Source organism: Alistipes sp. Marseille-P5061, from assembly GCF_900290115.1.
Taxonomy (GTDB): Bacteria; Bacteroidota; Bacteroidia; order Bacteroidales; family Rikenellaceae; genus Alistipes; species Alistipes excrementigallinarum.
In genome coordinates this window covers 105,955-128,409 of record NZ_LT985751.1, presented here as the reverse complement: position 1 = coordinate 128,409, position 22,455 = coordinate 105,955, and the positions used below count along the sequence as shown (strand labels likewise).

Below are 22,455 nucleotides of genomic sequence, written 5' to 3'. Positions count from 1 at the left end.
TTCCGGCAGCCCGGAGCAAGATAAAGCCGGGCCGGAGCAAACGGACAAAGCCGAAACAGGCCGAAACAGGACAAGACAAACCGGCCCGACCGAATCAAACCGGAGAAAGCAAAGACAAGACAAAACAGCCCGAACCGAACCCGGCCGAGCCGGAGAGAACCGAGACAAAACAAAACCGGCCCGACCGGCCGAGCCGGAAAAACACCTGAAGAAACAACCGAAAAACAACCATACCATGAAACGTTATCTCATCCGTGCGGTAAAATATTTCGTCGCCCTCTGCGTTCTATGTGCGGCAATCATGCTCCTGAACCAGCTCTACGGCGCGACGCTGAGCTTCTCGCAGACGCTCTACGTCATGTTCCACACGCCGCGCGGACTGCTGCTGCCGGCGGTCATCCTCGTGCTGGCCTTCTTCTACTACCCCCGTTTCGGATTCATCGTCCGCGACGTCGAGGGCGACCTGGAGGAGAACCGCCAGCAGATTGTCAACGCCCTGCACAGCTCGGGCTTCAAGCTCGTCGACGAGCAGGAGGGGGTGATGATGTTCCGCGCCAGCACCCTGTGGCGACGGCTGCTCATGCTGGGCGAGGATGAAATCCGCGTCTCGCAGTACGGACAGTGGGTCCGCCTCGAGGGCATCCGCCGCGGTGTGGCCCGCGCCGCCTACCGGCTCGACTCCTACATTGAACAAAGCAAGTATGAATAGAAACATCCTGAAGAGAAACAGCCTGCGCATGCTCGCCGCGGCGGCCATCCTGGTCGTCGGCTTCGGCGCGCTGCTCTGGGGCAAGCGCAACGACTTCGGTCTGGGGCGCAACATCGAAATCGCCGTCAACATGATGCGCGAGCTGTCGCTCTACTACGTCGACGAGGTCGACCCCGACCGTCTGATGGAGGGGGCCGCCGAGGGGATGGTCAGCGACCTGGACCCCTATACCGAGTACATGCCCGAGGAGCGGATGTCCTCCTTCGAGCTGCTCACCACGGGCAAGTACGGCGGCGTGGGCGCCCTCATCCGCCAGAAGGGCGACTACGTCATCATCGCTCAGCCCTACAAGGATTCGCCGGCCGACCGCGCCGGGCTGAAAATCGGCGACCGCATTGTGGCCATCGACGGCGAGGATGCCCGCGGCTTCACCACCGACAAGGTGAGCGCACGGCTCAAGGGCGCCCCCGGCTCGACGGTACGGGTCACCGTCGAGCGGCTGCTCGACGGCCGCCGCGAGGAGGTGACGCTCCGCCGCGAGCGGATTGCCATCCCGGCCGTCCCCTACGCCGGCTGGCTCAACGACTCGATTGGCTACATCCAGCACAGCGACTTCACCGACGGGTGCTACGAGGAGGTGCGCGCGGCCGTCGAACGGCTGCGTGCGGAGGGCAACCTGCGGGGGCTGGTGCTCGACTACCGCGGCAACGGCGGCGGCATCATGCAGGAGGCGGTGAAGATTCTCTCGATGTTCGTCCCCAAGGGGACCGAGGTGGTCGCCACGCACGGCCGCACCGAGCAGAAGAGCTACCGCACGCAGTCGGAGCCCATCCTTGCGGAGCTGCCGCTGGCGGTGCTCGTCAACGGCAACACGGCCTCGGCCGCCGAGATTGTATCGGGTGCGCTGCAGGACCTCGACCGCGCGGTGCTCATCGGACAGAAGAGTTTCGGCAAGGGGCTCGTGCAGTCGACCCGCCCGCTGGGCTACAACGCCTACCTCAAGCTGACGACGGCCAAGTACTACATCCCCTCGGGGCGCTGCATCCAGGCCATCGACTACTCCCATTCGCAGCAGGGTGAGGTGAAGAGCGTCCCCGACTCGCTCATCCGCGAGTTCAGGACCGCCGCCGGCCGCAAGGTCTACGACGGCGGGGGCATCATGCCCGACATCCGCACCGAACCCGAGTACATCAGCCGCTTCGCGGCGACGCTCTATGCGCTGGGCTTCGTCGAGGACTTCGTCGACGACTACATGCGCAGCCACGCCGGGGAGCCCTTCCACCTGATGGAGTTCGCGCTCGACTCGGCCACCTACGACCGCTTCGCCGACTTCATGAAGGACAAGAAGGTGCCCTACGAGTCGGAGACGCGCCGCGCGCTCGAACGGCTGCGCAAGGCGGCCGAGGAGGAGCGCTACACGGAGCTCGACAACCATCTGGCCCGACTCGAGCAGGAGGTCCGCGACGACACGCAGACCAATCTGGAGACCTACCGCCAGGAGATTGTCCGCACGCTCGAGAACGAAATCATCCTGCGCTACGCCTATGCGCAGGGGGTCATCGAGCACGCCCTGCCGCAGGATGCCGAGGTGCAGCGCGCCGTCAAGGTGCTCTCCTCGCCCGACGAGTACCGCCGCATCACCCGCGAGCAGGACACCGCCCGCAAATAGCGCCCCGGCCGGGGGGGGGAAGGCACCAAGGGGGCTGCTGAAGGGGTCCGGACGTAGGGCACCGGACAAACGGGCGCCGGACGGAGGGGTGCCGGACAGAGGGGTGCCGGACAGACGGATAGAGACCGGACCGCCCGCAACCCGGAGGAGCCGCTGAACCGAACCGCCCGCAGCACAGGGGCCCGCAATCCGGGGGCCGCTGAGCAGGACCCACCGCAACCAAACCGCCCGCAACCGGGAGGCTGCAGCCGTGGTCCGCAAACAAAGGAGCAAAAACCGAAGGAAAAGAGATGAAATTCGGACGCAACATATTATCGTTCCGCAACTTTTCGTTCCGCAACCGCGTGGTCGTCATCTTCGTCGGCCTGGCGCTGGGGGTGCTTTCGCTGCTCTACACCAACAAGATGGCCCAGCGCCTCAAGGAGAAGGAGCAGCACGACGTCGTGCTCTGGACCCACGCCATGGAGCGCGCCAACCGCGACGTGATGGGCAACTCGCTGCAGGACCCCCTCATCCAGGACATCATCAACAACAGCAACAACATCCCCTTCATCATCACCGACGAGAACCTCAAGGTGCACTACTCGCACCTGGTCCCCGACGAGATTCTGGACCACCCCGACAAGCTCCGCCGCCAGATTGACCGCTTCACCGACGAGAACCCGCCGGTACAGATTCGCTACTGGTGGTCGAGCGACCACTACCACATCATCTTCTACGGCCAGTCGGCGCTGCTCAAGTCGCTCTACTACTTCCCCTACATCCAGTTGCTGGTCATCACGGCCTTCATCCTGCTGGGCTTCGTCGCCTTCCGCTCGACGAAGCACGACGAGCAGAACCGCGTCTGGATAGGTCTGGCCAAGGAGACCGCCCACCAGCTGGGCACCCCCACCTCGTCGCTGCTCGGCTGGCTCGAGTACCTGCGCACGCAGCCCGTCGACCAGAGCGCCGTCGACGAGATGGGCAAGGACCTGGCCCACCTGATGAAGATTGTGGACCGCTTCTCGAAAATCGGCTCCGAGACGCCCCTCACCCCCGCCAACATCAACGAGGTGGTGGGCGAATCGGTCATGTACTTCCGCAAGCGCATCCCGCGTAACGTGACGCTCGACTACAACGGACTGGCCATCGCCCCGGTGCAGGCCAACATCAATGCGGCGCTCTTCGAGTGGGTGGTCGAGAACCTGATGAAGAACTCGCTCGACGCGCTGCAGGGCCACGGCGCCATCGACGTGCGCATTTCGTCGGACGACAAGCATGTGATGGTCGACGTGCGCGACACGGGCAAGGGAATCCCCAAGAGCAACTGGAAGCGGATTTTCGAACCGGGCTTCACCACCAAGACCCGCGGCTGGGGGCTCGGCCTCTCGCTCTCGCGGCGCATCGTCGAGGAGTACCACGGCGGCAAGATTGCCGTCGTCGACTCGGAAATCGGCAAGGGAACGACCATCCGCGTCACGCTTAAACGCAGCTTCGAACAATGAAAAGCCTCACGATGACCCTTCATCCCGTTCCGGCCGGCGGAACGGGCCGCTCCGCCTCGGAAGGGGCCTCCGTGCAGGGTGCCGCCCTGCAGGCGGAAGCCGCCGTGCCGGGAACGGACGTGCAGATGGGGGCCGCGCAGGGGACAGCCGTACAGGAGGGGACCGTACAGGAGGCAGCCGCTCTCTGGTACGGGGATGAGGTCGTAGCGTACCGTGAGGCGGCCGATTCGCTGCACACGCAGCGGCAGGCGGCCGGCCGGAGCGAAGCGGGCAGCGGGGAGGCCGGAACGCAGCCGCACACAGCCGGAGCCGCAACGGTCCAAACGCACCGGACGAACGACGCAACCGCCGCACACCGGAGCGGAACGACGGAGCGGCAGGGGCACGCCTCCGAAACAGCCGGAGCCGGAGCCCGACACGCCGACGAGGCGCAACATACCGCCGGACAACACGCCACACAACGTTCGGCCGGGCAGCAACACGCCGCCGGGTCGCGGGCGGAGCACGCCGGGAGCAAAGAGACTGCCACCGGGCAGCAGAGCGGGCACGCCGCTGCAACCGACACCGCCCGGAAGCAGACCGAACGGACGGCCGGGACACAACAGAAGAGCGGCTCCGCAGCAGCTCAGCACACAACCGGGTCTCAGCAAGCCGAAAGCGCCGCCGACGCACGGCACAACGACGCCGGATACACCGCCACACAACACACCGCCGACGCGCGGCACTCTGCCGCCGTGGGCTCCGCATCGCCTGCCGCTGCCGGGATGCGGGCCGAAACGCAGACCGAGGCGGCCGCGCAGCTGCCCGATTCGCTCGCCGCAGCGATGCCCGACTCGCTCCGCATGGAGGCCGATTCGCTTACAGGCAGCCTTGCCGGCGCCGACACGCTCTGGGAGAGCCCGCTGGGCGCCTTCATGCCGGGCGACTCGCTCTATGCGCACGCCACCACGCTGCACTACCTGCCCGACGGCACCCCGCTCGAGGGCTACCGCACGGTCGGCGCCGGGGAGTTCTTCGGGCAGCAGTCGCTGCTCGCCGCACCGCGCCCCGCAGCACAGCAGCAGCCGCGCCTCACCGACGAACTCCCCTTCCAGGGGCTAGTGCTGCTGCTGACCCTCCTCTTCGGACTGCTGCTCTACCGCAACCCCGGCGACATGCGCGCCCTGGTCGGCCGCGTCGCCTTCGAGCGGCGCGACTCGGAGCGCACCTCCGACGAGTCGGGCAACGCCGGATTCACCCGCTTCCTGAACATCGCCCTCGCACTGGGATTCCTGCTGGCGGGGGTCACGGCCGTGCGCCTCTGCGACCGTCCCGACATCGCGCAGGAGCTGCTCAGCATGGGCAACGGCAGCACCCTCTCGCTGCTGCTGGCGCTGGGTGTCGGGCTCCTCTTCCTGCTCGTCTACCTCTACGGCATCCTGCTGCTGCGCGCCGTGGGCGGGGTGACCCTCACCTCGGGATTCACCACGCAGCTCATCCGCATCAAACGGGGCTACGCCGCGCTGGGAGCCATCATCCTGGCCCCCGTCATCCTCCTCTTCGCCCTCAGTCCGCTCGGCAGCGACACCATCTGGGCGGGGCTGCTCACGGCCGGGTGGCTCATAACGTTCCTCCTGTACCTCAGGGAGACTTTTGCGCTCTTTATCAGCAAAAAAGTTTCGATTTTGCTTTGGATTTTGTACCTTTGCGCCGTGGAAATCTTTCCCGTCACTCTGTTGTGGCTGCTCGTCGTGAGATAGGGCGCCCAACCATAAAAATGGTTAGAGCATTGAAAGTTAGCAAAGTCTTAGTGTCGCAGCCCCGTCCTGCGATTATCGAAAAGTCCCCCTTCTACGAACTCTCCCGGAAGCACAACGTTGCTATCGAATACAACCCCTTCATCCGCGTCGTAGGCGTCTCGCTGAAGGAGTTCCGCGGACAGCGGGTCGAGATTCTCGACCATACGGCCGTCATCTTCACCTCGCGCACCACCATCGACAGCTTCTTCCACATCTGCGAGGAGGCCCGCATCACCGTGCCCGAAACCATGAAGTACATCTGCCAGACGGAAGCCGTGGCGCTCTACCTGCAGAAGTACATCGTCTACCGCAAACGGAAAATCTCGTTCGGCGACGGCTCCTTTACGTCGCTCATCGAACTGATTGTCAAGCATAAGGAGGAGAAGTTCCTGCTCACGCTGAGCGAGCCCCACAAATCCGAGCTGCCCGAGACGCTGGCCAAGTTCAAGCTCTCGTTCCACCCGGTGATTCTGGCCCGCACGGTGGCCTCGGACCTGAACGACCTCGACCTGAAGGAGTACGGGCTGCTGGCCCTCTACTCGCCGTCGGACGTCAAGGCGCTCGTCGAGCACTTCGGCACCGAGGGGCTGCCCGCCATCGCCGTCTTCGGCGAGGGTACGCTGCGTGCGGCGCTCGATGCGGGTCTGACCGTGCTGGCCAACGCCCCCACGCCCGAGGCCCCCTCGATGGCCAAGGCCGTGGACATCTTCCTGACGAAGGTGGCTGCCGGCAAGGAGCCCCAGCCCGTGGCGCTGACCACCGACACCCGCAAGGAGGAGTTCATCCGCAGCCAGCAGCACAAGCTCGCCAAGAAGAGCCGCGTCCGCCGTACGGAGAGCGCCAAGTAGCACCGCGCACAAACAGGAGGCACGACCATGATGCAGCATCCCCACGCCCTTCGACCGTCGGAGCGGCTCCGTTCGCTCGGAGCCGTGCGGCGGCTGTTTCAGCACGGCGAGGGGGGCTTCGTCTTTCCGTTCCGCTACGTCTGCTACGCCGAACCCGACGTCGAGGCCTCGGTCGAGGTGCTCTTCTCGGTCCCCAAGAAGTTCCACAAGCGGGCCAACCGCCGCAACCTGCTGCGCCGCCGCACGAAGGAGGCCTACCGCCTGCAGAAGCAGCTGCTCACGAACCACTGCGGGCAGTCGAACGTCGATTTGGCGCTGATTTACTCCTCGAAGGAGGTGCTCCCCTACAAGACCATTGCCCATGCCGTCCGCCGGATTCTGGAAAACGTTGCGGAACGGCTTTAAGCGCGTCGCCGCCTTTCCGCTGCTGGTGCTGGTGCAGTTCTACCGCTACTGCATCTCCCCCTTCACGCCCCCCTCGTGCCGCTTTACGCCCACCTGCTCGCAGTATGCCGTCGAGGCGCTGCGCAAGTACGGCCCGCTGAAGGGGAGCTGGCTGACGCTGCGGCGCCTTGCACGGTGCCACCCGTGGGGCGGCAGCGGCTACGACCCCGTCCCCTGAGCGGCGCGGCCTGCCGACCGGGGAGGGACCGGAAAAGGAAGGGGCTGGAAAGAGGAAGGAAGAGGCCCTGAGAAGACTCGAATGACGACCGAACGATGGCCGGACAAGGCAACGACACAACGGCCGGACGAGGCCCGAATGACGACCGGGCAGAGCAAAGCGGCACAACGGCCGGCGGGATAAAAAGGAGAAAAAGGTCCGGAGAGGCCCCGGAGGCCCGAAAACCCCGAGAGGCGCCGAAAGAGGCGCCGCCAAAGCCCCGGACAAACAGACAAACAAACAAACAAAGCGCCCCGCATCCTTGAATCGGAGGATGCGGGGCGCTTTTTGCATGTTTGCACGGCCGCGGAGGTTCAGAGGTCGTGCGCGGCGGCTGAAAGATGGTGCTCGGCGGTCCCAAAATCGCGCGGCAGAGACGAGTCGAAGGTCACCCGGCGGCCCCGGCTAGCGCCGGCCGCCAAGGGGGCCGAGAAGGACCGTTCAACCGTTCAGAAGTTTCCCGGCACCTCAGAGGTCGTGCGGCTCGCAGCAGCGTTTCCCCGGCGGCTCAGAGGTCATGCGGTTCGCAGCAGTGCTCGCCCGCCGTCTCGAATTCGAGCGTGGCGTGGCCGATGCCCGCCTCGTGCAGCCGCTCCTTGACCTGATGCTTGACCTGCTCCATGCGGGCCTCGGCTTCGGGCTCCAGCACGACGTGGGCCGTAAGGGCATTCTCCGTGGTGCTGATGGCCCAGATGTGGATGTGGTGCACGCCCCGCACCCCCTCGACCGAGGCGATGGTGCGCTCGACCTCCTCGAGGCGGATGCCCTCGGGCACGCCGTCGAGCGAGAGGCGCAGGCTGTCGCGCAGCAGCGACCAGACGGAGCCGACGATGACCGCCGCCACGGCAAGACCCACAATCGGGTCGATGAGCCTCCACCCCGTCCACGAGATGATGACGCCCGAGAGCAGCACCCCTACCGAGACGAGGGCGTCGGCCGCCATGTGGAGGAAGGCGCCGCGGACGTTGAGGTCGCGCCCCTTGCCGCGCATGAAGAGCCACGCCGTGAAGCCGTTGACCAGGACCCCGACGCCGGCCGTCCAGGCGATGGCATCCCCCGTGACCGCCTCGGGATGGAGCATGCGGCCGATGCTCTCGGCCACAATCACCCCGACGGCGATGAGCAGGATGAGCGAGTTGAGCAACGAGATGAGCACCGTGCTCTTCTTGTAGCCGTAGGTGTAGCGCGACGTGGCGGGGCTCTGCGACAGCCGGAAGGCGAGCATCGCCAGCAGCAGGCCGGCCACGTCGCTCAGGTTGTGGCCCGCATCGGAGAGCAGACCCATCGAGCCGTAGCAGAGGCCGACGACGAACTCGACGATGACGAAGAGCAGGTTGAGCGCAATGCCCAGCACGAAGGCCCGGTTGAGAGACGAGGCGTCGGCCGGGAGCGGATGATGATGGTGATGATGAGGTTCCTGTGCCATATTGTTTGATGTTTGTCTTTTCGTACCCTTCAGAGCTCGCCGATGCTCTCCTTCACGTCGGAGAGCTCGACCAGCTTGTTGACGATGGCGTAGATGGTCAGCCCGGCCGGCGAGTGAATCTGCAGCTTGGCGACGATGTTGCGCCGGTGGGTGATGACCGTGTGGGTCGAGATGCAGAGGTGGTCGGCAATCTGCTTGCTGGTCATCCCCTTGACGATGCAGATGACAATCTCGCGCTCGCGGGCCGAGAGGGGCTCCTGCCGCGGCTCGGTGCCGCGCGACCCCTCGAGCCACAGGATTTTGGCGCGCAGCTGCTCCTCCGAGTCGTAGAGCGAGAGGGTCTCGTCGTAGGCCTGCAGCACCGACGAGTCGGTCACGGCCAGCTGCAGCGCCACGCAGCGCATCCGTTCGCAGCCCGACTCGTCGCGCAACTGCTGCGGGGTGATGAGCCCCAGCGAGGCGGGGTTGACCACCAGCACGTCGGGGCGGTGGCGCGTGAGGAGCATCGCAAGACGCGACATGTCGCCGATTTCAAGGATGTCGAGGTTGACGCCCGGCATCTCGCGCAGCAGCGCCAGCAGCCCGCAGCGGATGATGGCCGAGGGCTCGGCGACGGCAAATTTCAGCGCCTTGCTCATTGCGGACCCCCTTTCTGCTCGAGGCGGCGGATGGCCGGGGTGAGGAGCCTGTCCTCGACGGCGTTGTGCGAGGCGAGGTCCTGCTCGCAGGTGAAGAGGTCGAAGAGGACGCTGTTGAGCTCGTTGGTCCCCTGCGCCGGGTAGTAGCGAATCAGAATCCGCTTGAGCTCCGAGAGCTTCGACTCCACCTGGTCGTGGTGGCGGCTGAAGACGTCGATGGAGTAGTCATCCGGACGGGTGCCGGTGAGCAGCGCCCGCACGTAGGGGAAGACGCGCCCCTCCTCGTAGGCCATGTGCTTCTGCACCTCGGCCACGTAGGCGTCGAAGAAGCGGATGACGACCAGCGCCACGTCGCTGCTGCAGTCGATGGCCTCGATGAGCTTGCGGCGGATGGCCGGCAGGCGGAAGTCGAGGAAGTATCCGTGCGAATTGTGAAGGTAGCCCAGCAGCGCCTCGACCGAGAGGCCCGAGGGGTCGTCGGCGGGCATCGCCTCGCCGGCCGTCAGCATGTTGACCACGGCCAGGAAGGTGGCCGCATCGACCCCCGCCGCGCGGCACACCTCGCCGATGGTAGCGTCGCCGAATCCGAGGGAGATGCCGAAGCGGCTCATGACCAGCAGCACGGGGTAGTTGTCGCACACCAGGTCGCACATGCGGTCGTCGACGTCGTATTTTCCTATTCTGTACATGGTTTCATCGTTTTGCAGCCGCCTCGGAGCCGGAGGCCCTGAGTGTTTTGCCGGGTAGGCTCTTCCGCAGCCGGGAACCGGGATGCCGTCGCCGGAGCGCACTCGGAACCGGGAACCTTCCGCAGCCGGGCCGAAGCGCCGGGCGGGCTCTTCCGCAGCCTTGCGCGTCGGGCGGGGCGGCCTGTTTGAACCGTCCAAAGATAGCCGTTGCGGCGGGAATGTGCAATCCCCATTTTCAGGTATTTTCGGGCCGCCTCACCCCACCGGGCCGCCGGCCTCAACGGCGGTCGATGTCGACATAGGTCGTCTGCAGCAGCGTGCGCCCCACGTCGAGCAGCTCGGGCGAGGTGACCGAGACGGCGCGGTCGGCGGCGCAGTCCCACACCGCTTCGCCCGAGGCGTCGACCACGCCGAAGCCCTCGTTGAAGGTGTAGTAGGCGAAGCGCCGCGGCTGGTTGACCGTGTCGAAGAGGTCCTTGCTGTAGTCGAACGCCTCGTGGCTCAGCCCCATGCTCCCCAGCAGCGTCGCCGCGAAGTCCATCTGCGAGCCATAGTCCTCGACCGTGCGCGGCCGTGCCACGGCGCCCCCCAGCCAGAGCATCGGGATGCGGTGGCGCAGCGGGATGTTGTAGGCGATGCCTTCGGGATAGGGGTAGCCGTGGTCGGCCACCAGCACCAGCAGCAGGTTCTCCCAGGCGGGCGAGGCCTTCAGCCGCTCGACCATCCGTCCGACGCACTCGTCGGAGAAGGCCATGGCGTTGAGCACCTTGTCGTCGAAGCGCGCATAGGGGACATCGAAGGGGATGTGGCTGCTCAGCGTGAGCAGTCCGGCAAGGAAGGGGTGCCCCCCGGCATCGAGTTCGATGACCCGCCGCGCGAAGTAGTCGCACATCACCGCATCGTCGTAGCCCCAGTGCGAGGCGGGGGCGTCGAAGTGCAGGTCACGCTGCCATACGAGCTCCTGCCACCCCGTGGCGTAGAGGTACGAGGCCTGGTTGGTGAAGTTCAGGTCGCCGCCGTAGGTGAAGCTCGTGGCGTAGCCCTCCTCCCCCAGCGAGCGGGCGATGGAGGGGAGCGTCGCGGCCTTGGCCGGGAGCTTCATCACCGAGAGGAGTGTCTGGGCCGGGAAGCCGCTCAGGACGGCCACCTCGCCGCGGTCGGTGCGGAACGAGTTGGCGAAGAAGTTCTCGAACCAGACCCCCTCGCTCTTGAGCCGCTGCATGTTGGGCATAACGGGCTCGCCTTCGCACGTGGCATCCATCACCGTACGGCCGAAGCTCTCGAGCAGCACGACCACCACGTTGGGGCGCTGCGTGCGGAGCACCGCATCGGCCGCATCGGCCGGGACGGAGCCGGAGGAAGCGGCCGGAGCGCCGGTCGGAGCGCCGGTCGGGGCGGCATCCTCCGCAGAGGCCGGAGCGGAAGCCGACGCATAGCCCGCGGCGGCGGGAGCACCCTCCGCACGGCGGTTGCCGCGCAGCTCCTCGAAGCGGGCGGCGCGCTCCTCCTCGGGGAAGAAGGGGTAGGCATCGGCATAGGAGCCGTCGTCGCCCAGCGTCGAGAGGAAGGAGAAGAGCGGGTTGACGGCCGCCTGGTTGAGGAACATCTCGGGGCTGAAGGCCACCTTCGAGACGTTGGCCACCGAGGCGCCGACCCCTCCGCGGATGGCCAGGAAGTCGAAGCCGCCGAGCAGAAGCAGCACGAGGCTCCACACCCCGCGCAGCGGGATGCGTCCCGCCGGGAGGAAGAGCCGCCGCACCAGCAGGCGGTAGAGCCAGACGAGCAGCGCCGTGCAGGCGGCGAAGAAGAGCGTCTGGCGGATGCCCATCCACCAGTCGACGTTGGCCAGCACCTCCTTCGGGGCGTCGAGGTACATCAGCGCCGTGCCGTCGAGGCGGAAGCCCCAGTGTTCGTAGAGGGCCAGGTCGACGGCGAAGACCGCCCCCGCAACCAGCGCCACCACCCAGAAGTAGAGGCCGAAGATGCGCCGCCACGTGCGGTCGGAGAGGGTGACCCAGAGCGAGAGGAGCGTGAGCAGCAGCGGCAGGGCGGTGACGTAGCCCGCCACGGTCATGTCGAGCGAGAGGCCGTGCCAGACGACCCGGCACCAGTCGCCGAAGCCGTAACGGGCCGCCTCGGAGGCGTAGTAGAGGAGGAATACGGGTTTCTGGAGCGCCATCACCAGGGTGGTGGCGCAGAAGGTGGCAAGGGGGAACAGGAGTCTCTTTTGCATGGTCTTCGGTATTGGAGGGGCGCCTCGGGGGCGGCACCGGTGCGCAGAGTGCAACCGGCCCGGCGGCAGGGCCCGGTGCAAAGGTACGATTTTGTTGCGAAAAAGCGCTCTGCGGCGTCCGTTTGGCGACCTACGGAGGAGGGAAACCGACCGAAAAGACGGCGGGAGGACGGCGGGGGGGGCCGGCGGTGGACAGGAGGGAAGGGTGGAGAAACGGACGGGGCCGGACGACAGGCAGGCGGGCGGAGGCCGGCCGACGGCGGGCAGGCGCGGTGGACAGGCGCGGCGGGCCGGCAGGCAGACGGGGGCCGGTCGACAAACCATAAAATAGCCGGGCGCGGCGGACGAACCACAAAAGCAGGCTCGGCGGCCCCATAAAAAGCGGGACGGCGGAGAGGTTCCGTCGTCCCGCAGGCGTTTTATCGGGCGCTGCCCCGCGCGTCAGCGCGTCAGCTGCTCCTCAATCGGGTCGCCGTACTGCTGCTGCAGGCGCCGCAGCTCCTCGTGCAGCCGGGCCTCCGTGTCGGCATAAGCCGGCTCGCCGTAGAGGTTGTGCAGCTCGTGGGGATCGGCCTCCAGGTCGTAGAGCTCCCACCAGTCGATGTCGTTGTAGAAGTGGATGAGCTTCCAGCGCTCGGTCCGCACGCCGTAGTGGCGCTTGACCATATGCTCGGCCGGATATTCGTAGAAGTGGTAGTAGAGCGCACGGCGCCAGTCGGCGGGATGCTCGCCCCGCAGCAGCGGCAGCAGTGAACGCCCCTGGATGTCGTCGGGAACCGGCACCCCGGCCAGCTCGAGGAAGGTGGGGGCGTAGTCGATATTCTGCACCAGGGCATCGATGTCGCCCCGCGCACCGCCCGGCAGGCGCATCACCAGCGGCGTGCGCATCGACTCCTCATACATGAAGCGCTTGTCGAACCAGCCGTGCTCGCCCATGTAGAAGCCCTGGTCCGAGGTGTAGACCACCAGCGTGTTGTCGGCCAGACCCGACTCCTCGAGGTAGTCGAGCAGCCGCCCCACGTTGTCGTCGAGCGAGCGGAGCGTCTTCAGGTAGTCGCGCATGTAGCGGTTGAACTTCCACTGCGCCCGTTCGCGTCCCTGCGGCTCGTGGCGGTAGAACTCCTCGATGAGCGGCCCGTAGAAGCGCTCCCAGGCGGCCCGCTGCTCGGGGTTCATGCGGTCGAGCATCCGCTCGTAACCGGCGCTCAGCCGGCTGCGGACCCCCTTGCGCCACATCTTGAGGTCGTAGACCACATCCATGTCGTGGTCCGAGGCGATGGACATCTCCTGTGCGGCGGCAGCCGGACGCCCCTCGTAGTCGTCGAAGAAGGTCTCGGGCAGCGGGAAGTCGCGCTCCTCATAGAGCGCCAGATGGCAGGTGTCGGCCATCCAGTTGCGGTGCTGCGCCTTGTGGTGCACCAGAAGGCAGAAGGGCTTCGTCGTATCGCGCCCGTGTTCGAGCCATTCGATGCTCTTGTCGGTGATGATGCTCGTCAGATAGCCCTCGCAGAGGGTCGTGTCGCCGCTCTGACGGATGAAGAGCGGGTTGTAGTAGTCGCCCTGGCCGGGGACCACCTCCCAGTAGTCGAAGCCCGTGGGGAGGCTTCCCAGATGCCACTTGCCCACGACGGCCGTCTCGTAGCCGGCCCCCTGGAGCAGCTTGGGGAAGGTCTGCTGCGAGCCGTCGAACGGGGCGCAGAAGGTGTTGTCGGTGTAGCCGTTGGCGTGGGAGTGCTTGCCCGTGAGCATGCAGGCGCGGCTCGGGCCGCTCAGCGAGTTGGCCACGAAGCTGTTGGTGAAGCGGACGCCCTCGTCGGCGATGCGGTCGAGGTTGGGCGTCGAGGCGTAACGGTCGTCGTAGCAGCTCATCATCTGCGACGTGTGGTCGTCGGTCATGATGTAGAGGATGTTCATCGGGCGGCGGGGCGCCTCGGGGCGGGAGCCGCAGCCGGCGGTCGAAGCCGCCACGGCGGCAATGCCGCCGGCAAGCAGAAGGGGGGAACGCTTCATGAGAGGTTCGGAATGGGTTTTTGTTTTGGGTTGGTTGTCGGTTGGTTGCTCTTCGGGACCGGGGCGGAGCCGGAGCGTCGGACGGGGTGCCTTCCGAAGCGCCGGGCGGCGGGCCGGGACCGTTTCTGAAGACAAAGATACGATTTTTTCGATGCGGTGCACCCCTCGGGCGGGGCGCGCGGCCGATTTGGGGCCGAAAAGTTTTGCCGAAGCGCCGGGATTCGCTATTTTTGTCTCGCGGACGGGAGAGGGGGGCCCGGCGCCCCGCCCGCCGCAACGCAACACTTCCGCACATGAAATACTACCTCATCGCAGGCGAACCCTCGGGCGACCTGCACGGCGCAAACCTCATCGAAGGGCTCCGCAAGGCCGACCCCGAAGCGCAGTTCCGCTTCTGGGGCGGCGACCGGATGGCCCGTGCGGGCGGCGAGCGCAACCTGGCGAAGCACTACCGCGAGACCTCGTTCTTCGGCATCGTGCAGGTGCTCCGCAACCTGGGAACCATCCGCCGCCAGATGCTCGAGTGCCGGCAGGATGTCGCCGCCTTCGCCCCCGACGTGCTGATTCTGATTGACTACCCGGGCTTCAACATGAAGATGGCCCGCTGGGCCCACGAGCAGGGCATCCGCACCTTCTACTACATCGCCCCCAAGGTGTGGGCCTGGCGCGAATACCGCGTGAAGTCCATCCGCCGCTACGTCGACCGCCTCTTCATCATCTTCCCCTTCGAGCGGCAATACTTCTCCTCGAAGGGCATCACCCCCATCTTCGAGGGAAACCCGCTGGTCGACGCCATCGACCGGCGGCTGCCCGAGCTCCCCACACCCGAGGAGTTCCGCCGCCGCAACGGCCTCGACAGCCGCCCCATCGTGGCGCTGCTGGCCGGCAGCCGCGCCGGCGAAATCCGCGACAACCTCCCCCTCATGGCCCGTCTGGCCGAGCGCTTCCCCGAGCGGCAGTTCGTCGTGGCGGGCGTCTCGTGGCTCGACCGCGCGCTCTACGAGCGCTACATGGCGGGGAGCTCCATCCGCTACGTCTGCGACCAGACCTATGAAACCCTTGCGGCGGCCGAGGCGGCCGTCGTCACCTCGGGCACCGCAACGCTCGAGACGGCGCTGCTGGGCATCCCCGAGGTGGTGGTCTACCGCACGCTCTGGTTCCAGGTCAAGCTGCGCCCCTACGTGCTGAAGGTGCCCTGGGTCTCGCTCGTCAACCTCAACCTCGGGCGCGAGGCGGTGCGCGAGCTCATCCAGTCCGACCTCGACATCACCGCGGCCGAGCGCGAGCTGCGCGCCATCCTCGAAGGGGGCTCCCGGCGGCAGCGCATGCTCGACGACTTCGACCAGCTGCGCCGCATCATCGGCGGCCCGGGGGCCAGCGAGCGCTTCGCCCGCCGCATGGTCGGGGAGCTCCGCCGCGACTCCGCCCCCAATGACCGGTAAACAAAGAGACGACCCATGAAAATCATCTGCATCGGACGCAACTACGCCGCCCACGCCGCGGAGCTCCACCACCAGACGGGGCTCGGGACGGAGGCGGCCGACGAGCCGCTCTGGTTCCTCAAGCCCGACACGGCGCTGCTGCGCAACAACGACCCCTTCTACGTCCCCGACTTCTCGCAGGAGGTGCACTACGAGTGCGAGCTGGTGGTGCGCATCGACCGCGTGGGCAAGTGCATCGAGGAGCGTTTCGCCCACCGATACTACCACGAGGTGGGGCTCGGCATCGACTTCACGGCGCGCGACCTGCAGCGCGAGGCCATCCGCCTGGGGCTCCCCTGGGAGCGGGCCAAGGCCTTTGACCGCTCGGCGGCCCTCGCGCCCCGCTTCATCCCGCTCGAGGAGCTGGGCGGCGACGTGCAGCGGCTCCGCTTCGAGCTGGAGCTCAACGGCCAGGTGCGCCAGCAGGGCGACACGTCGCTCATGCTCTACCCGGTCAACCGCCTCATCGCCTGCGTCTCGCGCTACCTGACCCTCCGCATGGGCGACCTGCTCTTCACCGGCACGCCGGCCGGCGTGGGGCCCGTCCGCCCGGGCGACACGCTGCGCGCCACGCTCGAGGGGCACGAGCAGCTCTGCTTCGACATCCGCTGACCCGCCCCCGAGCGGCCCGCATAAAACCACCGGCCGGTCGGACACCGCCCCCGCGCGGAGCCGGCCGACCCGCAAACCGACAAGACACGACACACAACCATGCTGCTGCACGAACGACTCCGCAACTACCGTCTGCTGCTGGCCTCGCAGTCGCCCCGGCGACGCGAGCTGCTGAGCGGCTGCGGCCTCCCCTATGAACTCGCCCCGCGCTACGCCTGCGAGGAGCGCTACCCGGCCGGACTGCCGGCCGAGGAGGTGCCGCGCTACCTCTCCCGCCTCAAGAGCGAGGCCTACCCCTTTCCGCTCGGCGAGCGGGACATCCTGCTCACGGCCGACACGGTCGTGGTACTCGGCGACCGGGTGCTGGGCAAGCCGCACGACCGCACCGATGCCGTCGCGATGCTCCGCGCCCTTGCGGGGCGGTCGCACGTGGTGGTCTCGGGCGTGACGCTGCGCACCGTGCACGCAAGCCACACCTTCACGGCCCGCAGCGAGGTGTGGTTCCGCCCCCTGCGCGACGAGGAGATTGACTACTACGTCGACACCTGCCGCCCCTACGACAAGGCGGGCTCCTACGGCATCCAGGAGTGGCTCGGATATGTGGCCATCGAGCGCATCGACGGCTCGTTCTACAACGTCATGGGGCTCCCCGTACAGCGGCTCTACGTCGAGTTGGAGCGCTTCCTTGCGGCCGGCGAAGAGGGGACGCCGGCAGAGTAGCCCGCGCCCCGGAGAGCGGCCCGCAACCCGGAGAGCGGCCCGGAAGCTACCCGAGGCAGAACGGCCCGGAGAGCGGCCGCAACGGCCCAGCGCCCCCGACACCCGACACCCGACGCTCCGCCCCGGCTGCACAGACCCCGCGGAAAGCGCCCGGAGCCCCGCGCAACCCCGACCCGCAACAACCCAACGAAATCCAACAAAAACCCAACGAAAAACCCACAAAAAACCATCGAACCATGTTCAAACGTACGTTTCTGACCCTCGCCGTGCTGCTGCTGACGCTGCCCGCGCTGGCGGACAAGGGAATGTGGCTCCCGAGCCTCATCTCGTCGCGCATCGACGACATGCGCGCCAAGGGCTTCCGCCTCACGGCCGAAGACATCTACAGCATCAACCGCGCCTCGCTCAAGGACGCCGTGGTCCTCTTCGACGGAGGCTGCACCGGCGAATTCGTCTCGGACGAGGGGCTGCTGCTGACCAACCACCACTGCGGCTACGACTACATCCAGGCCCACTCGTCGCTCGAACACGACTACCTGACCTACGGCTTCTGGGCCCGCTCGCGCGCCGAGGAGCTCCCCAACGAGGGGCTCAACGTGCGGGTGCTGGTCCGCATGGAGGAGGTGACCGACCGCATCGCCGCGGGCGAGAGCCCCGAGGAGATTTGCCGCAAGGCCGAAGCCGAGGGCAAGGGTTACCGCGCCTCGGTCGAGCAGATGTACTACGGCAACCAGCAGTTCCTCTTCCTCTACGAGCAGTTCGACGACGTGCGTCTGGTGGCCACGCCCCCCTCGTCCATCGGCAAGTTCGGCGGCGACACGGACAACTGGATTTGGCCGCGCCACACGGGCGACTTCTCGATTTTCCGCGTCTATGCCGGCAAGGACAACCGTCCGGCGCCCTACTCGCCGGAGAATGTCCCCTACCGCCCGGCGCGCCACTTCAAAATCTCGCTGCGCGGCATCCACGAGGGTGACTTCACGATGATTTACGGCTTCCCGGGCAACACCCAGGAGTACATCCTCTCGGACGCCGTGGCCTACATCGCCGAGCGCTCCGACCCGGCCAAGATTGCCATCCGCACCGGCCGCCTCGAGATTATCTCGGAGGCGCAGGCCGAGGACCCCGAGCTGCGCATCCACTACGCCGCCAAGCACGCCACCATCGCCAACGCATGGAAGAAGTGGCAGGGCGAGATGCTGGGCATCAACCGTCTGGGCACGGTGGCCAAGAAGCGCGACTACGAGGAGCGCTTTGCCGCCTGGGCCGCCGACCGCGAGGAGTACCGCACGGTGGTGGCGGAGCTCAAGGCCGAATATGCCCGCATCGCCGACGCCTACTTCGCCTACGAGCTCATCTCGGAGACGCTCGCCGCGCTGCCCACCTCCTACGACGAGGAGGAGCGTGCCGAGAGCTGCTTCGAGCGGCGCCGCGCCACCGAGCAGGCCCTCTTCGAGTTCCTCGCCGCGGAGTATGCCGCCCGCTGCCCGGCACCCTATCTGATTCCCGAGTTCCTCGACGGCCTCCACACGTGGGGCAGCCCCGAGGCATATGCCCGCCACCTCTTCGAGGAGGTGTGGAGCGGCGAGAAGTCGGCCGACGCCGAGGCGCTCGCCTCCGGCATCAAGCGCATGCGCAGCCACATCGTCTGGCTGCTAGGGACGCGCTCGCTGCGCAACCTCACGAGCAAGCGCCTCAACGAGCTTTACACCCGCTACATCCGCGGGCTGCGCGAGTGGGACACCCAGCGGGCCTTCTTCCCCGACGCCAACCTCACGCTGCGCGTGGCCTACGGCTCGGTGGCCGGATACGAATATGCCGACGGCGAGTACCACAAGCCGCAGACTACCCTCGACGGCATCATCGCCAAGGACAACCCCGAAATCTACGACTACGACATCCCGCAGCAACTGCGCGACCTCTACGCCTCGAAGGAGTACGGCCGCTGGGGCATCACGCTCGACGGACGGCGCACGGTGCCCGTCTGCTTCCTGGCGACGAACCACACGACGGGGGGCAACTCGGGCTCGCCCGTCATCAACGGCCGCGGCGAGCTGGTGGGCATCAACTTCGACCGCACGTGGCGCTCGACGATGAGCGACATCGAGTTCGACCCGGAAATCTGCCGCAACATCGCGGTGGACATCCGCTACGTGCTCTTCGTCATCGACCGCATCGGCGGGGCCGACTACCTCTTCCGCGAGATGGATTTCGTCCGCTGAGGCAGCCCGGCCCGCAGAGCCATCGGGAGCCGTTCACCCCGCATCGGGGCGGACGGTTCCTTTTTTATTATGGGGCACCTCCTGTCGGGCGGCAGTCGTCCCCGGCCTCACGGCTTCCCCGGCGGCCCCCCCTTAGCCAGCCTCCCTCCGGCCTCCACAACCGTCCGAGACCGCCCTGCGGCAGTCTTCCACCGACCTCACGGCTTCCCCGGTGGAGGGCGGAGGGAAGAAAAAAATCATTTTTTCGACACAAAGCGTCCGAAAATTTGGCGGATTCAAATATAAACTCTATATTTGCACACCCGAAATGAGAAATTCGGCAGTGTCGCCCAGGTGGTGAAATTGGTAGACACGCTACTTTGAGGGGGTAGTGAACAATTACGTTCGTGCAAGTTCGAGTCTTGTCCTGGGCACTGAAAACAACTCGTTGGAGCAATCCGACGAGTTTTTTTTATTCCCCCGGCGCCATGGGCGGCGAAGACCGCCTGCATCCATCCGCGCAGGGTCCGCTGCATACTCCGGCAGCCGGGATACAAAAAAAGCGGCGGCACGCCCATGCCGCCGCCTGTCCGATTGAAGCCGGGAAGATGCCGGATGGTCCCGGCATCCTCGTCGCCTCTGTCGTTATGATTACCTGCGTCCCCCGCCGAACACCACTCCGAGCGAAAGGCCGAAATGGCGATTGGCCCGCTCCTGCAGCTTGTAGTCGAACGTCACCCGAAGGTGGTGAAACAGCTCCACGCCGATACGCGGCATGAAACAGAGCGAGCCGCTCCTGCTTCCCGTCGAGAAGCCGCCCCAGTTGGACTGCGTGTCGTCAAAGACAACCGGCGCCGAATTATCCAGAAAGGCATAACCCACGCCTGCGCCCGCGAAGAACGAGACGTTCCGCCGGCGCCGGAAGTTGTAATCCGCCACAGCCATCACGTTCCAGCTCCTGAACTTCAGCTGCCCGGCATGGTCCGACTCGCGGTGGAAAATCGTACCCCCGACCTGCACGCCGACATCCAGCGGAAGGAGCTGCACGTTGTACCGCGCCTCGGCATAAAAGGCGGCGCCGGGGTTGCTCCTGTCGAAATTCAGCCGGTCGGCCCCGAAAGAGAGGCCTCCGCCGATTTCCCCCTCGAACCGGCCCACCGCACGCGCACGCCCCGCATCTGCCGACGGGCTGTTTTGGGCATAGCCCTGCATGAAACCGAGCAACAGCAGAGCCCATGCGAAGATTCGCTTTTTCATCCTTGTTGCAAACTATAAACGCTGTAAATATATCTGTTTTAACCCAATTACGCAAATGAGCCGCTGCCGGCCGCATCCGCATTTTGTCCGCATTCCCGGAGAAGCACGGAATTCAACGCGGACAAAAAACAATGTTCCTTGAGATTTCCCGCCGGAGCAGTCGTTGAAAAAATCTCCCTTTTTTCTTGCTTTATTCCCAGCATGTTTGTTGTTTTGCGAACAACAAACAACAGGAGTCATGAAAGATAAGCAGTATACGGCTGAACAGGAACGTCTTGCCCGGTTTGCCAAGGCGATGGGCCACCCCGCACGCATCGCGATTCTCGAGTTTCTGGCCCGGCAGGAGTGCTGCTTCTTCGGAGACATCCACGAGGTGCTGCCCATCTCGAAGGCAACCGTCTCCCAGCACCTCAAGGAGCTGAAGGAGGCCGGGCTGATTCAGGGCGAAATCGAAACACCCAAAGTACGCTATTGCATCAACCGGGAGAATTGGGAGACTGCCTCCCGGCTCTTTGCCGCGTTCTGGGGACAGCCCGTCTGCAAAAAGGAGTCCTGCTGCGAATAGGCACAACCCGCGGGCCGTCGGAAACGGCTCTTTTTTTCGCGAGTAATGTTCGTTGTTTTACGAAATACAAATATAATATGAGACGCGCGCTCCGCTCCGGCGGCGGCAAGGAGGCCCGGCGGGCAACCGGCCCCGAAGAAGGGTCTGCGGCCGGGATGAACGGATGCACGCCGAGGCAGAGGGTTGTCCCGGAGCGCAAGCTGGCCGGAGCGGCGGATGGAGCATGGAAACCAATCAATCAAATACAGTCATGAAGAGAATTCTTTTATGGATGGCGCTGTCTCTGGGGCTCCTCGCCTGCGGAGGCGGCAACGCGAAAACGCAGGAGAGCAACGAAGCGGACAACACGAAAGACCGCATTGAGGTGTTGTATTTCCATGGCAAAAAGCGCTGCGCGACCTGCATGGCCATCGAGCAGCGGACCCGGGAGACGCTCGAAGAGCAGTTTGCCGACGAGCTGAAAAACGGGTCACTTGTCTTCCGGGTAATTGACATCTCGCAACCGGAGAACGAGGCCCTTGCCGATAAATACGAGGTGACGTGGTCGTCGCTCTTCGTCTGCCGCTGGAAAGGGGGCCGGGAGACCCCGGAGAACCTGACCGAATTTGCCTTCGGCAGCGCCCGCAAGGCCTCCGAGGCATTCAAGGCCGGTCTGGCGGCCCGGATTCGCGAACTGCAAAAATAGAGGGTCATGGAGTGGTTGCAAACGCTGCTGGAGAGCAGCACGACGCCTCCGCTGACAGCCTTCCTGCTGGGGCTGCTCACCGCCTTGTCGCCATGTCCGCTGGCGACGAACATCGCCGCCATCGGATTCATCGGCAAAGACATCGACGACCGCCGCCGAATCTTCCGCAACGGCCTGCTCTACACGCTGGGGCGCACGCTCTCCTATACGCTGCTGGGCATCGTGCTGATTCTGATTCTGAAGAAGGGTTCGAGCATGTTCGGCATCCAGAAGGCCATCGGCAAATGGGGCGAATGGGTGCTGGGTCCGCTGCTGCTCGTCATCGGAGCCTTCATGCTGGCGGGTGACCGGCTGCGGCTCCCATCGTTCGGATTCCGCGGCAACGGCGAGCGGCTGGCCCGCCGGGGCGGCTGGGGAGCCCTGCTGCTCGGGGTGCTCTTTGCGCTGGCCTTCTGCCCGACGAGCGGCGTCTTCTACTTCGGGATGCTCATCCCGATGTCGGCCTCGGCCGAGGCCGGATACCTGCTGCCGGTCCTCTTCGCCGTGGCTACGGCGCTGCCGGTGCTGGTCGTCGCCTGGATTCTGGCATTCGGAGCCCGCCGCATCGGGCTGTTCTACGGACGGATGCAGACCCTGCAGAGGTGGCTGAACCGGATTGTCGGAGGGCTGTTTGTAATAATCGGCATCTATTATTGTGTCATCATGTATTTCTAAAATTCCTAAAAAATAAAGCATATGGAAACCAAGAACGAAAAGAAAAAGGGATTCTGGGCATCGCTTTTCTCACCG

20 protein-coding genes and 1 tRNA gene are annotated in these 22,455 nt (G+C 65.6%); 15 read left to right on the top strand and 6 right to left on the bottom strand.

Annotated features, from left to right (window positions below):
• Positions 1–235 precede the first annotated feature (235 nt).
• The 7 genes from C8267_RS09910 (at position 236) to yidD (ending at position 7,110) form a co-directional block, all read left to right on the top strand.
• On the top strand, positions 236–709 hold the full coding sequence (locus tag C8267_RS09910) for a hypothetical protein (RefSeq protein WP_087362076.1): 474 nt from the start codon (positions 236–238) through the stop codon (positions 707–709).
• Positions 702–2,378, top strand: a complete 1,677-nt coding sequence (locus C8267_RS09905) for a S41 family peptidase (protein ID WP_106634503.1) — start codon at positions 702–704, stop codon at positions 2,376–2,378. Before C8267_RS09910 ends, C8267_RS09905 begins: the two co-directional genes overlap by 8 nt.
• A gap of 290 nt (positions 2,379–2,668) precedes the next feature.
• Complete coding sequence (locus C8267_RS09900) at positions 2,669–3,862, top strand: sensor histidine kinase (RefSeq protein ID WP_106634502.1); 1,194 nt, start codon at positions 2,669–2,671, stop codon at positions 3,860–3,862.
• Entirely contained in the window at positions 3,859–5,601 is a 1,743-nt protein-coding gene (locus tag C8267_RS09895) for a DUF4271 domain-containing protein (protein ID WP_106634501.1), read from the top strand. Before C8267_RS09900 ends, C8267_RS09895 begins: the two co-directional genes overlap by 4 nt.
• A 29-nt stretch (positions 5,602–5,630) precedes the next feature.
• Complete coding sequence (locus C8267_RS09890; RefSeq protein ID WP_234025745.1) at positions 5,631–6,488, top strand: uroporphyrinogen-III synthase; 858 nt, start codon at positions 5,631–5,633, stop codon at positions 6,486–6,488.
• Positions 6,489–6,581: 93 nt separating this feature from the next.
• Entirely contained in the window at positions 6,582–6,893 is a 312-nt protein-coding gene (locus C8267_RS09885) for a ribonuclease P protein component (protein WP_234025747.1), read from the top strand.
• On the top strand, positions 6,850–7,110 hold the full coding sequence (gene yidD, locus C8267_RS09880; RefSeq protein ID WP_106634499.1) for a membrane protein insertion efficiency factor YidD: 261 nt from the start codon (positions 6,850–6,852) through the stop codon (positions 7,108–7,110). Before C8267_RS09885 ends, yidD begins: the two co-directional genes overlap by 44 nt.
• A 547-nt stretch (positions 7,111–7,657) precedes the next feature.
• Here the strand turns inward: yidD and C8267_RS09875 are convergent.
• The 5 genes from C8267_RS09875 to C8267_RS09855 all read right to left on the bottom strand — a co-directional run bounded on the left by C8267_RS09875 (position 7,658) and on the right by C8267_RS09855 (position 14,145).
• On the bottom strand, positions 7,658–8,575 hold the full coding sequence (locus tag C8267_RS09875; protein WP_106634498.1) for a cation diffusion facilitator family transporter: 918 nt from the start codon (positions 8,573–8,575) through the stop codon (positions 7,658–7,660).
• A 29-nt stretch (positions 8,576–8,604) separates the two neighbouring features.
• Complete coding sequence (locus C8267_RS09870) at positions 8,605–9,213, bottom strand: response regulator transcription factor (RefSeq protein ID WP_106634497.1); 609 nt, start codon at positions 9,211–9,213, stop codon at positions 8,605–8,607.
• Positions 9,210–9,902 carry a hemerythrin domain-containing protein gene (locus tag C8267_RS09865; RefSeq protein ID WP_106634496.1) on the bottom strand — a complete coding sequence of 231 codons (693 nt, stop codon included), beginning with the start codon at positions 9,900–9,902 and terminating at the stop codon, positions 9,210–9,212. Before C8267_RS09865 ends, C8267_RS09870 begins: the two co-directional genes overlap by 4 nt.
• 277 nt (positions 9,903–10,179) lie before the next feature.
• Entirely contained in the window at positions 10,180–12,135 is a 1,956-nt protein-coding gene (locus tag C8267_RS09860; RefSeq protein WP_234025744.1) for an LTA synthase family protein, read from the bottom strand.
• Positions 12,136–12,576: 441 nt separating this feature from the next.
• Positions 12,577–14,145: a sulfatase family protein gene (locus C8267_RS09855; protein ID WP_087362085.1), complete on the bottom strand. Its 1,569-nt coding sequence runs from the start codon at positions 14,143–14,145 to the stop codon at positions 12,577–12,579.
• Between the two features lie 293 nt (positions 14,146–14,438).
• Here C8267_RS09855 and lpxB point away from each other — a divergent pair, with 293 nt between their 5' ends.
• From lpxB to C8267_RS09830, 5 genes are all read left to right on the top strand, one after another.
• Positions 14,439–15,587: a lipid-A-disaccharide synthase gene (lpxB, locus tag C8267_RS09850; protein WP_106634495.1), complete on the top strand. Its 1,149-nt coding sequence runs from the start codon at positions 14,439–14,441 to the stop codon at positions 15,585–15,587.
• 15 nt (positions 15,588–15,602) lie between these two features.
• On the top strand, positions 15,603–16,238 hold the full coding sequence (locus C8267_RS09845; RefSeq protein ID WP_106634494.1) for a fumarylacetoacetate hydrolase family protein: 636 nt from the start codon (positions 15,603–15,605) through the stop codon (positions 16,236–16,238).
• A 99-nt stretch (positions 16,239–16,337) separates the two neighbouring features.
• Entirely contained in the window at positions 16,338–16,958 is a 621-nt protein-coding gene (locus tag C8267_RS09840) for a Maf family nucleotide pyrophosphatase (protein WP_087362088.1), read from the top strand.
• 236 nt (positions 16,959–17,194) lie between these two features.
• Entirely contained in the window at positions 17,195–19,180 is a 1,986-nt protein-coding gene (locus C8267_RS09835; RefSeq protein ID WP_106634493.1) for a S46 family peptidase, read from the top strand.
• Positions 19,181–19,507: 327 nt separating this feature from the next.
• Positions 19,508–19,593 (top strand) — tRNA-Leu (locus tag C8267_RS09830).
• Positions 19,594–19,810: 217 nt separating this feature from the next.
• Here C8267_RS09830 and C8267_RS09825 read toward each other — a convergent pair.
• Positions 19,811–20,416, bottom strand: coding sequence for an outer membrane beta-barrel protein (locus C8267_RS09825; protein ID WP_087362099.1), 606 nt, complete (start codon positions 20,414–20,416; stop codon positions 19,811–19,813).
• A 238-nt stretch (positions 20,417–20,654) separates the two neighbouring features.
• Here C8267_RS09825 and C8267_RS09820 point away from each other — a divergent pair, with 238 nt between their 5' ends.
• The 3 genes from C8267_RS09820 to C8267_RS09810 all read left to right on the top strand — a co-directional run bounded on the left by C8267_RS09820 (position 20,655) and on the right by C8267_RS09810 (position 22,380).
• Entirely contained in the window at positions 20,655–20,981 is a 327-nt protein-coding gene (locus tag C8267_RS09820) for an ArsR/SmtB family transcription factor (protein WP_106634492.1), read from the top strand.
• 223 nt (positions 20,982–21,204) lie between these two features.
• A complete protein-coding gene (locus C8267_RS09815) occupies positions 21,205–21,666 on the top strand; it encodes a nitrophenyl compound nitroreductase subunit ArsF family protein (protein WP_442778183.1) in 462 nt (153 codons plus the stop codon).
• Between the two features lie 6 nt (positions 21,667–21,672).
• Positions 21,673–22,380: an aromatic aminobenezylarsenical efflux permease ArsG family transporter gene (locus tag C8267_RS09810; protein WP_106634490.1), complete on the top strand. Its 708-nt coding sequence runs from the start codon at positions 21,673–21,675 to the stop codon at positions 22,378–22,380.
• Positions 22,381–22,455 lie beyond the last annotated feature (75 nt).